The organism is Actinotignum stranguriae, from assembly GCF_051265215.1.
In the GTDB taxonomy this organism is placed as follows: Bacteria; Actinomycetota; Actinomycetes; order Actinomycetales; family Actinomycetaceae; genus Actinotignum; species Actinotignum schaalii_C.
On the sequence record NZ_JBOZCJ010000009.1, the window covers coordinates 24182 to 37168 of the forward strand.

A 12987-nucleotide genomic window follows, 5' to 3' on the forward strand; every position below is an offset into this window, starting at 1 on the left:
TATCACCTAAACCCGAGGCTCCCGTGATACGCAGGCTGGCACATCCGGAACTGGCACCTCCCACCCGAGGAGAGGGAAGATGGATTCTCTCAATCCTAGGTGCAGAAGCTAATCTTCCAGCTCAAGTGAACGCATAACCTCGCCAAAAGGTATAAGGCGTTCTTTACCAGACTCAATATCAGCCCATGCGTTTTCCGCTTCGACAACATCGAGGATATCTTCGATAGCTTCCTGCGCCGCGACGGTCACATAATCGCCCGCAAGCTCGGCAGCGCGCTCACGGGTTTCATCAACGCGACTCACACTCATAGCCCAACCCTACTGCCTAGCCCACTCGTGGGGAAGCTTTAGCTAAACGCACTGCTGTCGCTACTCCCCGCGCACCACCTGGCGCACGCGCGCGTACTGGTCAAGCACCTCCCGCGCCGGAGCAACGCAATGCTTCTCCACCACCGCGCCCAGCTCCTTATTCACCGCGCGCTGGTAGGCCCGCGCCCGGGCAGCTGCGCTGCGGCGTCGTGCCCACCATCCCAGGGCGAAACCGCACAGCACCGCAACCACCGCACCAAGAACCGCCCCCCACCACGGCGCCAGCGCCGCGACGCCCGCGCCAACGCACACCGCGGCAAGCAGTATCCCGGCGAGCACACCGCCCAGCAGGGCCCCGCGCCCGCCACCGCGCACCGGAACGGCGCGCAAAGCACCACCAATGGCGCGGCGTAGGGACGCGGCGTCGCTCACCTGCTCATCCACGCGGCGCGCCCACAGCTGGGGCAGGCCGCTGCTCGCGTGCGCGAGCCAGGCCTCGCGATGCGCATCCACCACCGCGGCGGCGGGCTGTTCGGGCGGCGCCACCGCGCGGGCATGCCAGCCCACCCCGGCAATCGCCTCGGCCACCGCCGGCACCCCGGAAGCCACCGAGAGCCCGCGTGCGATCTCCTCGGCCTTTTCCGCCTCCAGATGCACCGGCGCGGCCTCGAGGCCCTCCCCCAGGCGCGCCCCGATCTCGTCAAGATACGCGGAGGTGGTCTCCAGCGCGGCATTGGTAATCCCAGCTGCCTTCTCCAGGGCGTCGCGCAGCGGCTCCAGCCCGCGCCGGTGCAGCGCCGAGACCGGGAAAATCGGGACAGAATCAGCGATGCCGTCCGCGCGCAGCAGCTTGCGGATATCCGTGGTGATGGCCTCCGTGCCGCCCTCCGGGAGGGTGTCGATCTGGTTGAGGACCACGATCATGCGGTCGGCGCGCTCACGCATCGCTGCGATATAGGAATCGTGAATGAGGTGATCGGCGTATTTTTGCGGGTCGAGCACCCACACCAGCACGTCTACGAGCGGCAAAATGCGGTTGACGAGCGCGGAATTACCCAGGCTTACCGAGTCGTGATCGGGCAGGTCAAGGAGCACCAGGGAATCAAGCTCGCGCTTCGAGCTGCTCAACAGCGAATTATGGGAAATGGTGCGCTCCGGTTTCACGCCGAGCGCCTCGAGCACGGGGCGGGCCGCCGCGGACCAGACGCAGGCCGTGATATCCATGGTGGTGGGCCGCACGTCCCCCGCGTCCGCGAAATTGAGCTCGGTAAGCGCATTGAAGAGCGTGGACTTCCCCGAACCGGTGCCACCCGCGAGCGCCGCCACCGTCAGGCCGAGCCCAGCTTCCAGGCGCCCGGAGATTTCCTCCAGTTCCCGTTCGGCGCGCTGCAGCACATACGGATCGAATAGATCTTTTCCTTGAGCGACGACGCCGCGCAGCTGCTCCAAGCGCGCGGTCACGGTGGCTGTGTCCATGAGCTTCTTCCCTTCCTCCACTAGAACCTGTCTTTAAATTCGACGGCACGCAGCCGGAGCGTGCGCCCCGAACCGAGCTCCACATCGCCAAGCTGGTTACGAAATACTTCCGTGACCTCGGTGATTGCCCCGTCGAGGAGCCGGGCTAGTTCTTCGCGGGCCTCGCGCACAGCCCCGCCCCGGTAGAGCCCGTCGGCTAGGCTGCGTGCCCCGTTCACTCCCCCGGCCGCGGCCCCGAGTACCGCGGCCATCCCGGCGGTGCCGAACCAGCGATTCTGCGGTGCGGCCTGCGCGGTAGCCTTCAGGTAACTCATCCACGCGGAGAAGGCCCGGAAACGGATGGCATCCAGATCGAGGGCGGCGCGAGCGCTTGCCGCGAGTTCGCGAGTGTCAATCACCCCGCCCGCCCAAGCGTTAAGAATTGCGTCGCTGGCATCGCTGAGCTGCTGGGTGAGGGTGACATCCGCGGCGGTGCGGACCGCTTCAAACACGGTGGTCATGGCGGCGTCGCGGGCCCCGATACGCCCGCGCGCCCCCAGGCCGGGGCTGGCGGCCGGGTTAATACCTGCTAGTGGCCCACCGCTGGAGGCGGCGGAAAGCCAGGCGGTGGTGGGTGCCCCGGCTCCGAAGCGTCCGCTGAGGGCGGCTTTGCGCAGGGCCTCGCGCGGGGCGGTCGCGGACTGCTCCACCACGGAGCGCAGGTGTTCCACGGCTTCCGCCTGCATTTCCACCGCGGCGGCGATGTGCTCCAGGCGTTCGCCCATATGCGGGAACATGGCGGCATCCGCCCGGGTGATGAGGGCCTGACCGAAGCCGGTTTCGGACATGGATTCGAGCCACTGGCGCAGCTCGGCCACGCTAGCGGGGGGAAGGAGCCCGGCGGTGGGGCCGTTATCGGCCACGATGAGGAGCGGGGAGTCCCCCAGCCCGGAGTTTTCCATCCGGCGCGCCAGGTCCGCGCGCACCGTGCGGGCAGCACTGGCCGGGACCCTGTTAAGTACCACCGCGGTGGTCACCCCGCGCCCGTGCGCATCGGTGAGCACCGACCAGGCGGTGGCATCCCCGTAGCGGGAGGCGGTGGTCACAAAAATCCACAGGTCCGCGCTATTGAGGAGGGTACGGGCCAGTGCGCGGTTATCCGCGTCCACGGAATCAAGATCGGGGGCGTCTACCAGCACCAGCCCGGGGATTGCGCCGGCACTTTCACGTACCTCAGCCAGGGTGGTGAGCACATGGCCTTCCAGGAGCGGAGCATCATCCGGGTGCACGGCGATCACCGGGGTGCGGGTGGTGGGGCGCAGCACCGAGGCGGCGGAGAGTTCCTCCCCGAAAAGCGAATTGAAGAGAGTGGATTTCCCGGCTCCCGAGGAGCCGCCAAGCACCACCACTGCAGGGGTGGCTTCCCGTTCCATCCGCGGGAGCACCCGGTTTTTCAGCTGGGTGATGAGCTGGGTGCGCTCCGCTTCGATATCGCGCGATCCGGGCAGGGCAAGGGGAAAGCGCGCTTTATCGAGCGCGTCGATAGTGCGAGCGATAAGACGAGGAACATCACGATATTGAGCCACCCCTCTATTGTTCACCATTTTGACGCGGGCGCGTAGTTTTAACCCCGCCGCCGATTCGGGTACATTAAGAGCGCCGCTTCTGCGCCAGGCGCAGCGCGCCAGGCCCCTGTAGCTCAGTGGATAGAGCACCGGACTTCTAATCCGTCGGTCGAAGGTTCGAATCCTTTCGGGGGCGCTTTTGTTTCGGGCTGTTCCGCGGCACCACCCGGCAGCACCGGGTGACCGGGTCGCCCGGCAGCACCGCCCGCGTGGCCACAGTCCCCGCTGCCAGCTGGCGGCGTCGTCGTGCTATCCCATCCCACGCGGACCGCATCCGCCCGCTCGCACGCGTGTGCTTAGAATGGAGGGGTGAGTTACCACGATCTAAACGATCCGATTGTCTGGATCGATTGCGAAATGACAGGCTTGGATCCCCGCGTTGATGAGCTGGTGGAAATTTCCGTTGTTGTGACGGACGGCAACCTCCACCCGGTGGACGCGGGCATCGATATTATTATTAAGCCCTCCGCTGCGGCGGTCGCGCAGATGAACGATTTTGTGCGCGATATGCATACCTCCTCCGGTCTCATCAAGGAATGGGAAACCGGGGTGAGTGTGGCGCAGGCGCAAAGCCAGGTGCTTGCCTATCTCAAGGAGCGGGTGCCGGAAGGTAAGGCGCCGCTGGGCGGTAATTCGGTGGGGACCGATAAGACCTTCCTCACCGCATACATGCCTGAGCTGGTCGATTACCTCCACTATCGCATTATTGACGTCTCCTCCATTAAGGAGCTGACGAAGCGCTGGTACCCGAAGGCGTATTTTGTGTCGCCGGAGAAGTTCGGGCACCACCGGGCGCTCGGTGATATTTACGATTCCATCGACGAGCTGCGCTACTACCGCGCGGTGCTCTTCCCGGAAAGCGTGGACACCGAGGTTGCCCAGCAGGCCGCACGCCAGGTAGAAGGCGAAACGAAACGGCTGGCTGCCGGCGATAGCTGCGCTACCGGTACCGCAGCAGCCGAGGCCACCGAATAATTACGCGTCCACGCCTTCCCCGATAAAGCCGCCAATGGCGCGCAATTCGGGCAGGTGCGGATTCCGGCACGAATGCGCCGGGCACAGATCGAACCACGGGCCCATCTCAGTGAGGTGGGCCCGCTGCGCGCGCGGACGCCCCTCCAGGCGTTCCTCCACCAGATCCGCCAGACCGGCCACGAAAGCCGGATGCTCTTCCGGGGTGGAAACCCGCGCGAAAGCTAGGCCGCACTGTTGCGCCGTCGCCCGGGCCTCATTATCGAGGTCCCACAGCACTTCCATGTGATCGGATACAAAACCGATAGGAACGACGACGACAGCCCGCCGCCCGCGCCCCGGCAACGTTTCAATAACATCATTAATATCGGGTTCCAGCCACGGAATATGCGGCGGGCCGGAACGGGACTGGAAGACCATCTGCCAGCTCAGGCGAGCCCCCACCTGATCCTCCACCGCGCTACGGATGGCATCGCGCACCGCTTCGTGCTGGCGCAGGTAGAGCCCACCGCCCAGTTCGGGCGGGCCGGAAAGCTCATTGGCGCGGTTGGGAATGGAATGCGTAGTGAAGAGGACTTCAATCTCTTCCGCCGCGAAACCGCGCTCCCGCATCTGCGTATAGGCAGCCGCAAGGCCCTCAATAAAGGGCACCACGAAACCGGGATGATCGAAGAACTCCCGCAGTTTATCCACCCGCATATCCTCGGGGATCTGCGCGTATTCGAGCGCGTCCGCGAAATCCTCCCGGTACTGGCGGCAGGAGGAATATCCCGAATACGCCGAGGTAGGCACCGCCAGCAGGGTGCGGTGGCCATCCTCGTATGCCTCACGCACCACTTCCCAAATATAGGGTTCCCAATTGCGGTTGCCCCAGTAGACGGGAATATTGTGGCCGCGCCGGGCAAGTTCGCTTTCCAGGCGGGCACGCAAGGCCGCGTTTTGCCCGTTAATGGGCGAACTGCCCCCGTTGAGCCGATAATGCACCGCCACTTCTTCGAGGCGATCATCGGGAATGCCCCGCCCTGCCGTGACATTGCGGAGGAAGGGCAGTACGTCTTCCTGACCGTTAGGCCCGCCAAAGGAAGCGAGCACGATGGCGTCATAGGCGGTGGGTTCACTCACCCAGTGCTCCCCGCGCGCGGCGGCGTGCTGCACGGCGGGGCTTCCCGCCAAAATATGCTCGCCCGGAGCGCGGGTGATGCGCGTGGCACGCGGAGCTTTCCGTTCGGCCACCAGGGCGGCGCTGGTCTGTTGACTGGCTTGGTAGTCCATGAATCTCCTGTGTAAGCGCTGCTTATCCGTGCACGTTCCGCGGTGGTAAACACCGCTCACGGAATAAGCACTGTTTAGGCTTCGTAGCGCAGAATCTTGGCGAGCTCGCTGGTTTCGCAGCGGCGCCCGAAGAAGAAGGGTGTTTCACGCTTCATCCAGCGCCGCGCCTGGGTGTAGCGCATGGCGCGCATGAGGTCCACAATCTGGGTGGGATCTTCAGCTTCAAAAGCGAGCATCCACTCGTAATTCGACATCCCGAAGCACGCGACGGTATTGGCGAGGATGCCCTCAAATTTCGAGGCGGCCATGCCGTGTTCACGCAGGTGCACGGCGCGTTCCTTGCCGTCCATGAGGTACCACTCCGCGTGCCGCACGAAGGGATAGGTACACAGCCAGCTCAGCGGCTTATCACCCACCAGGAAGGCCGGGGCGTGCATGCGGTTGAATTCCGCGGCCACGTGCACACCGGGAACCTGCCAGGTCACATCAAGATTCTCAAAAAGCGGAGTGGTGCGCAGGTCCCGCATGAAATCCTGGAGCGGGGCAAGGTCTTTCCCGTGCACCCACACCATGAGATCGGCATGCTCGTGCAAATTGGACAGATCGTAGAAGCCACGCAGGGTGACTTCCGGGTGCGCGGCAATAACTTCATCAATGCGCGCCGTGGCATTGGAAAGATCCGCGGGGGCCGGGCTACCGGCCGGGCGATGAACAACTGTGTAAATCGTGTATTCGGTATCAGGATGGTGGTCGCCGCCGGAGACGCTCCAGTTCGGTTCCACATCTGCGGGTCGTTGAGTCATGTTCCCCATCGTACTGTCTCCTAAGTCTTTCGTCACTTGACACGCGCAGAAAAACTGTATCAGATTTCGGAGACTCCCGAGTTTCGCCCGGGGTGGTGCGGGTAGCTCACCTCCAGTATGGTCGACTTTCACTACGGCATACGATTATTTTGCGGGGTGCCGTACATGTGGGTGTCGCCATCTTGGTACGACGACGCTGCCCCGCTCCACTCCCCACTGCCCAGCGGTGTTCACGTGGCGCGCGGCTCCGCCCTGATTTTGAGCGCCGGCTTCGCCCCGGCCTGGCGTATTACCCCTCGGCCCGCACCTCGTACTGGCGCACCCCGCAACTCACCCCGGCGAAGCGGAAAGGTGCGGTGGTCTGCGGCGGCGTCGAAAAATCGGCGGAATCCGTGCGCAGAGCACCGTGTAAAACCCGGTAGGTGGGGAAATCGATAGTTTCCCGCGCGGCGAGCAGCGCTGCGATTCCCGCGGCATCCGCCCCGGTTTCCCGCAGCCGCTCCCGGTAGCCGGCCACCGGGATACCGGCGAAGAATTCCGCCACCGCCCCCGAGCCGTAGGAGAAGAGCCCGATGGGGGTATCGGTCAGATCGGCCGGGTCGGTACCGAGGAGGGAAAGGATGCCAATATAGAGGGCGGCTGTGTAGGAGTTGCCGATCTGGCGCCCGTAGGTGAGGCCGGTTTCGATCACCTCATCTCCGCGCGGATCGTTCGTATGGGCCATAAGACGGGCGTGGGCTTTGCGAGCCATTTTCCCGAAGGGCTGGTGGTGCACGAAACGAGCCAGCTGAGCTGCGGGGATGCCGCCTTGGGCGAGGTAGTCATCATAGGCCCCGGTGAGGGCATCCATATAGGCATCCATGGAGAGGTGGCCGTCTACCAGCGGGGTGCTGGAGTCATTCGGGCGCCAGAAATCGTTGATATCCGCGGTGTAAACGCCGCTCACCGCGGGGATAGTCAGCAGGCGCGGCTGCGCGCTCACCAGGAAAGCCACGGCGCCGGCTCCCTGGGTGGGTTCCCCGGATCCGCCCGCCGCGTACCGCGCGATATCCGCGGCGATAACCAGCACTTTTTCTTTCGGGTGGCGCGCCACAATACCGAGGGCGCTTTGTAGCGCCGCGGTCCCCCCGTAGCAGGCTTCTTTCATTTCCACGGTGCGCACATGGCGCGGCAACCCGAGGAGCGCGTGCAGGAAAACCCCGGCAGATTTCGACTGATCCACCCCGGATTCGGTGGCGAAAATGACGGTGCGGATTCCCTCCGTGCCGGTGGCGGTCAAAAGGCACGCCCCGGCCTGGGCCCCCAGGGTGACGGCATCCTCATCGAGGGCCGGGATGCTCATATGTTCTTGGCCGAGCCCCACGTGGTACTTGCCCACGGGCACGTCCAGAGCCTCCGCCATATCCGCGAGCGGTAGGCAGTAATGCGAAGTAGCGCAGGCAAGTGCGTCAATACCGATATTCACTTAGTTCTCCTTAACGCGTGGCTGCTGCTGAGCCGCACGGGGCGCGGGGGCCCCGCCGCGTTCAAATTTACGGTGCGCGTGCATGAGCTCACCCGGATTCGTTTGCGCAGCCAGCAGGGATAGCTCCCCGCATAGCACGGTGGCGGCAATCATGGCCGCCAGGCGCCGGGAGTTCTCCCCGGCCGGCCGGCTCCGATCCGCCAGATCCATACGTTCCATGACCGCTTCAATACCTGGCAGGTCCTTGCCGTTCCCCACAGTTCCCACGATGAGATTCGGGAGGGTACAGGATACATAGAGCCCGCCTGCGCGTTCTTCCACGTGGGTGAAGCCCTGGGAACCTTCCACAATATTGGCGGCATCCTGGCCGGTGGCCAGGTACACCGCCAGCAGCATATTGGCATAGTGGGCATTTGCCGAACGCACCGCCCCGGCGAGCGTGGAGCCCACCCAGTTCTTGCGGTAATTCAGCTCGGCAATCCGGTGCGCGTCACTGCGCAGCCGCTTGGCGATCACCTCATCCGGAATGAACATATCCGCGATGGTGCGCCGCCCGCGCCCCAGAATCCCGTTGACGGCGGAGGGCTTTTTATCAATGCAGTAATTCCCGGAAATGGACCCGTAGGTCAGCTCCGGGCACACCGCTGATATTGCACCCATAAGAGCTTCAGCTGCCTGGGTGGCCATATTGTGACCCGAGGCATCCCCGGTGGAGAATTCGAAACGCACAAAAAGCAAATTCCCCACCACTTCCGGGTGGATATCCAGCAGGCGCGCGAAGCGCGACTGCCCGGCCACCACCCGTTCCCACTCGGAACGCCGCGCCGCGATGTCGGTGACCGCGCGGAGAGCCGCTGCGGCGTCGTCGGCAATAAAAAGCACCGAGCGAGACATGCGCTCATCGGCCACGCACACGCGGATGCCACCCTCCACCATGCGCGAGACATCCGCGCCGCGGTTGCACGAAGGCCACAGCGGTGTTTCGTAGGTGGCGAGCGGAACCTCCACGGCGCCGCTGAGGACGGGGCCGGAGATGTGAATAGGGCCCACCCATTTAGTGGGGATGGGGGTCTGCGAGTCCGGGGTGATTCTCGAGTCAGTCACGCCGCTCAGTCTACCGGCTCAAAAACGAATGTCTTGAGGAAGGCACGGGCGCGCTCCGAGGCGGGGCTGGTGAAGAAGCGCTCGGGGCTATCGATTTCCACGATTTTCCCGGCGTCCATGAAGACCACGCGGTCCGCGATCGCCCGCGCGAAACTCATTTCGTGGGTGACGAGCAGCATCGTCATCCCGCCGCCGGCCAGCTCGAGGACCACGTCGAGTACCTCGCGCACCATCTCCGGGTCCAGCGAGGCGGTGATTTCGTCCAGGAGCAGCACCTCCGGCTCCATCATGAGCGCGCGCACAATCGCCACCCGCTGCTTTTGCCCGCCGGAAAGCTGACTGGGGCGCGCATCGGCCCGGTTCGCCAACCCCACTCGTTCCAGCAGTGCCAGGGCGCGTTCACGCGTGGGTCCGGCGGGCGCTTTGCGCACCACCCGCGGGGCCAGGAGCAGATTATCGAGGACGGACAGGTGCGGGAACAGTTCGTAATTCTGGAAAACCATCCCGATGCGGGCGCGCGCCGCGGTCCAGTCCGTGCCCGGTTCCGCGAGGTTCTGCTCACCGTAGGAAATGCTTCCGGATTGGATATCCTCCAGTCCGTTAATGGTGCGCAGCAGCGTAGATTTGCCGCATCCAGATGGGCCGACGACGACAACAACTTCGGAAGGCGCCACCTCAAGCGAGACCCCTTGCAGGGCATGCACGCCATTCGGGTAGGTTTTATCAACGTCCACTAAACGCAGCGTTTGTGCGTGCCCGGCCGCGCCACGCAAAGCGAGCGGGCTGGGGGCGGATGCGCCGCCTAGGGCGCGCTGGCCGGGAGCGGATGTGGTGCCTAGGGAGCGCGAGTCGGAGGCGAGTTCAGGGTCGAGGGGCTGGGAATATGCCGGGCTTGTCATAGTGCTAGTTTCCTTTCCAAGTGGCGTGAATAGGCGGAGATCGCGTAGCAGACCACGAAGTAGATGAGGAAGACCGCGCCGTAGATCCACAGGGCGGCATCCGGGTAGTCGAAGCGTTCCCGGTCGATAATCGACTGGGCAACTTTGAGGATTTCGATGACGCCGATGAGGGAAACAAGCGCCGTCGTTTTAATCATGCGGGTTGTGAGATTGACGGTGAGGGGGATGAGCTGGCGGATCGCCTGCGGAAGAATCACGTGGCGCTGGAGCTGCCGAGTGGACAGCCCGAGCGCGTGGGCCGATTCGTATTGGTGGGCGGGTACGGCGGCAATGGCGCCGCGCACCAGGTCCCCCATCTCCGCCGTCCCCCACAGGGTGAAAACGATAATCGCAGCGAGCTCGCCGGACATATCGAGGTGGAAGGTACGGGTGGAATCGAAATAGACGATGAAGAGGAGCACCACCTGCGGGATGATGCGCAGCACCTCCACGTAGGCGCGGGTGAGGAAACGGACCAGGCGCGAACGCACGTCCATAACCAGGCCCAGGAGTGTGCCAAATACAAGGGACAGCGCCATCGCGATGAGGGCGATGCGCACCGAGACCCACAGACCTTGGAAAAGGAGGGAAAGATTCTCCGGATCGAGGAGTGGGCGCCAGCCTTCCCCGCCGCTAATCGGAACGGTGGGCGCGGGTGCGGAGGTGAAGCGAGCGGGCAGGGACGCGAGCGCGCCGTGCGTCGTCGTAACATATGCGGATACAGAAGCGAGGGTGACGTTAGCGAACGGCAGCATAGCGGCGCATCCTCCCTTCCAGCCAGCGTGCTCCGAGGGCGATGGGGAGCAGAATAATCGTGTAGCACACCGTAAGGAGGAACAGCGCTTCCTGCGTGGTGGATTGCAGGCCCATATGTTCGCGGGCCAGGTACATGAGGTCCGGAACGGCAACCACGTACACCACCGAGGTCTCCTTGATGAGGAAAATAATATTCGCGGTGAGTGCCGGCATCGCCACGGCGACGGCCTGCGGGAGGAGGACCCGGGTGAGGGCCTGGCGGCGGGTGAGCCCGAGGGCGAGGGCGGATTCGCGCTGGATGCGCGGCACCGAGTCCAAGCCGGAGCGGAAAGCTTCGGCCATATAGGAGCCGCCCAGGAAGGTCAGCCCGATAATCGCGCAGGTTTCCCCGGTGAGGGTGAGGCCGATTTTCGGGAGGCCGAAATAGAGGAAGAAAAGCTGGACAAGAAGCGGGGTATTGCGCGAGAGCTCGATGTAGATGGCCACGAGCTGGCGCGCGATAGGCACCCGGAAATGCGCGAGCGCCGCGCACACCCAGCCGAGGAGGAGGGAGGCGGCCACGCCAATGGCGCCGATGCGGAGCGTGACGAGCATGGCCTGCAAGTACAGGGGCCACGCTTCGCTCAGTACTGATAGATCCATAGGTATCCTCGCTTGATGTTCACTCTCCCCCGGCGCGGGCCGCCCGGGCGGCTAGCTGAGGCCGGGCGGCCCGCGCGTGAGGGAGGAGGGAACTGTTAGCGAGCCCCTCCCTCGATGACGAGTTCATCGGGAGAGATCGCGGTGCCGTAGACCGGGGCGAGGGTCTGCTCGAAGTCCTTGTGGAAGAAGTTCTCCTTGCCAAGATCCACGAGGTTGTTATTGATCCAGTCGCGCAACTCGGTATTTCCCTGCTGCACGGCGGCAGCGATGGTGGATTCTTCCCCGAAGGAAGCAATTCCGGTCACGAAATCCTTGTTCTGTTCGGTGAAGGCGAGGGCCTCGGTGTTGTCCGTGATCCACACGTCCCCGCGTCCGTCGGTAAGGGCATTGGTGGCCTCGGTGTATTGCTCGTACTTAGTCACCTTCCATTCCGGGTGGTTCGCGGTAATCCATGCATCCTGGCTGGTGCCCTTGACGATAATAATATTTTTATTCGCGAGTTCCGCTTCCGAACGCACCGGCTCCTTCGCGCTGGAAACGGCACCGAAGGAGACCTTCATGTAGGGATTGGCGAAGTCCACCTGCGCGGCGCGTTCGGGAGTCACCGTGAAGTTCGCGAGAATAATATCGACTTTTCCGGACTTGAGGAATTCCACGCGCGAGGAGGCATCCACCGGGACCCACTCGACCTTGACACCCAGGTCTTTGCCGAGGCGCTCACCGTAAACTATGTCGTAGCCTTCGTAGGTGTTTTTCCCGACCAGCGAGCCAAAAGGTGCCTTGTCCGCGAAGGTGCCGATGCGAATCGAGCCGGCTTCTTTGATCTGTTCGGGGGTGCGGGCCCCCACGGTGGCGCTCTCCGCACCGGCCCCGGTACCCGCGGCGGTACCGGGGGCGGAGTCACCCGAGCCGGATAGATCCGGGCTGGAGCACCCGGTAAGGGCCATGGTGAGCGCCGCCAGGGCGGACAGCCCGCCCAGGACGCGACGACGAATACGTGAGGTTTGTGCAATTGCCACGGTTCTTCCTTACTTGGTGTTGGGTTGACCGTGGATAATGCGGGATTTTGGGAACGAAACGCAAGGCCGTGCCACCGCGGACATCGCATTATCCACATTTGTGTTAGTCCCCGGGAATTGAACACCGGGGTACCGCTTGTCCGCGCTGGCTTATCCGAAAATGCCCGGTCTTCAGTATGGGGCAACTAATTTTTCGGGTTCCGCTGGCGAACTAGCGACAGCAACACATGCAACACATGGGGCACATGCAGGTACGCACGCAGGCACCGCGCATCGCGGTGTGCATCTGAGTGGTCCTGTTCGCCATGGGGATTACGTTAGGCGCTCATCGCGCAGAAATCCAGTTGATAAGAGAAGCACCCCTGTGGGACATCTCATAAGGCGGTGCGGGAGTGGGGTTATTAGGGCAGGTCAAGTGCGACTGCGGTGCGGCGTCGTTCTACACAGACACAACGCTCAGACGCGGTAACCTCACGTACCCCAACAATCACAGGAGCCCCTGCGGGAGACGGTATGTTTTTCACAGATGTACTTCACGTGTCGTACGAGCGCAGTACAGTTCCCGGAAAATACCGCAGGAAACGAGTAGCTCAGCGCTATCCACTACGGACGAGTCAAAGAGAAGAT

Annotated in this window: 12 protein-coding genes and 1 tRNA gene; 2 read left to right on the plus strand and 11 right to left on the minus strand. The window is 63.6% G+C overall.

Annotated features, from left to right (window positions below):
• Window positions 1-108: 108 nt before the first annotated feature.
• The 3 genes from ACRQEG_RS04610 to ACRQEG_RS04620 are packed head-to-tail and all read right to left on the minus strand — an operon-like array spanning window position 109 to window position 3350.
• A complete protein-coding gene (locus tag ACRQEG_RS04610; RefSeq protein ID WP_320758243.1) occupies window positions 109-309 on the minus strand; it encodes a hypothetical protein in 201 nt (66 codons plus the stop codon).
• Between the two features lie 60 nt (window positions 310-369).
• Window positions 370-1785 carry a GTP-binding protein gene (locus tag ACRQEG_RS04615; protein ID WP_435730874.1) on the minus strand — a complete coding sequence of 472 codons (1416 nt, stop codon included), beginning with the start codon at window positions 1783-1785 and terminating at the stop codon, window positions 370-372.
• Window positions 1786-1805: 20 nt separating this feature from the next.
• Window positions 1806-3350 carry a GTPase domain-containing protein gene (locus tag ACRQEG_RS04620; protein ID WP_320757947.1) on the minus strand — a complete coding sequence of 515 codons (1545 nt, stop codon included), beginning with the start codon at window positions 3348-3350 and terminating at the stop codon, window positions 1806-1808.
• Window positions 3351-3452: 102 nt separating this feature from the next.
• On the opposite strand from ACRQEG_RS04620, the gene ACRQEG_RS04625 reads away from it, so the two are divergent.
• Window positions 3453-3525 (plus strand) — tRNA-Arg (locus tag ACRQEG_RS04625).
• 173 nt (window positions 3526-3698) lie between these two features.
• On the plus strand, window positions 3699-4364 hold the full coding sequence (orn, locus tag ACRQEG_RS04630) for an oligoribonuclease (protein WP_320757946.1): 666 nt from the start codon (window positions 3699-3701) through the stop codon (window positions 4362-4364).
• On the opposite strand, the gene ACRQEG_RS04635 is transcribed toward orn, so the two are convergent.
• From ACRQEG_RS04635 to ACRQEG_RS04670, 8 genes are all read right to left on the minus strand, one after another.
• Entirely contained in the window at window positions 4365-5633 is a 1269-nt protein-coding gene (locus ACRQEG_RS04635; RefSeq protein WP_320757945.1) for a ferrochelatase, read from the minus strand. It lies immediately after the preceding gene.
• 74 nt (window positions 5634-5707) lie between these two features.
• Window positions 5708-6436 (minus strand): hydrogen peroxide-dependent heme synthase, encoded by a 729-nt coding sequence (hemQ, locus tag ACRQEG_RS04640; RefSeq protein WP_155875828.1) that lies wholly within the window; start codon window positions 6434-6436, stop codon window positions 5708-5710.
• 289 nt (window positions 6437-6725) lie between these two features.
• Window positions 6726-7901, minus strand: a complete 1176-nt coding sequence (locus tag ACRQEG_RS04645) for a hydroxymethylglutaryl-CoA synthase (RefSeq protein ID WP_320757944.1) — start codon at window positions 7899-7901, stop codon at window positions 6726-6728.
• Window positions 7902-9005 carry a hydroxymethylglutaryl-coenzyme A reductase family protein gene (locus ACRQEG_RS04650; protein ID WP_274735112.1) on the minus strand — a complete coding sequence of 368 codons (1104 nt, stop codon included), beginning with the start codon at window positions 9003-9005 and terminating at the stop codon, window positions 7902-7904.
• Window positions 9006-9010: 5 nt separating this feature from the next.
• Window positions 9011-9904, minus strand: coding sequence for an amino acid ABC transporter ATP-binding protein (locus ACRQEG_RS04655; RefSeq protein WP_320757943.1), 894 nt, complete (start codon window positions 9902-9904; stop codon window positions 9011-9013).
• On the minus strand, window positions 9901-10698 hold the full coding sequence (locus ACRQEG_RS04660; RefSeq protein WP_320757942.1) for an amino acid ABC transporter permease: 798 nt from the start codon (window positions 10696-10698) through the stop codon (window positions 9901-9903). The genes ACRQEG_RS04655 and ACRQEG_RS04660 overlap by 4 nt, the downstream gene beginning before the upstream one ends.
• Entirely contained in the window at window positions 10682-11341 is a 660-nt protein-coding gene (locus tag ACRQEG_RS04665) for an amino acid ABC transporter permease (RefSeq protein ID WP_320757941.1), read from the minus strand. The genes ACRQEG_RS04660 and ACRQEG_RS04665 overlap by 17 nt, the downstream gene beginning before the upstream one ends.
• A 95-nt stretch (window positions 11342-11436) precedes the next feature.
• Window positions 11437-12360: a transporter substrate-binding domain-containing protein gene (locus ACRQEG_RS04670; protein WP_016442376.1), complete on the minus strand. Its 924-nt coding sequence runs from the start codon at window positions 12358-12360 to the stop codon at window positions 11437-11439.
• Between the last annotated feature and the right edge of the window lie 627 nt (window positions 12361-12987).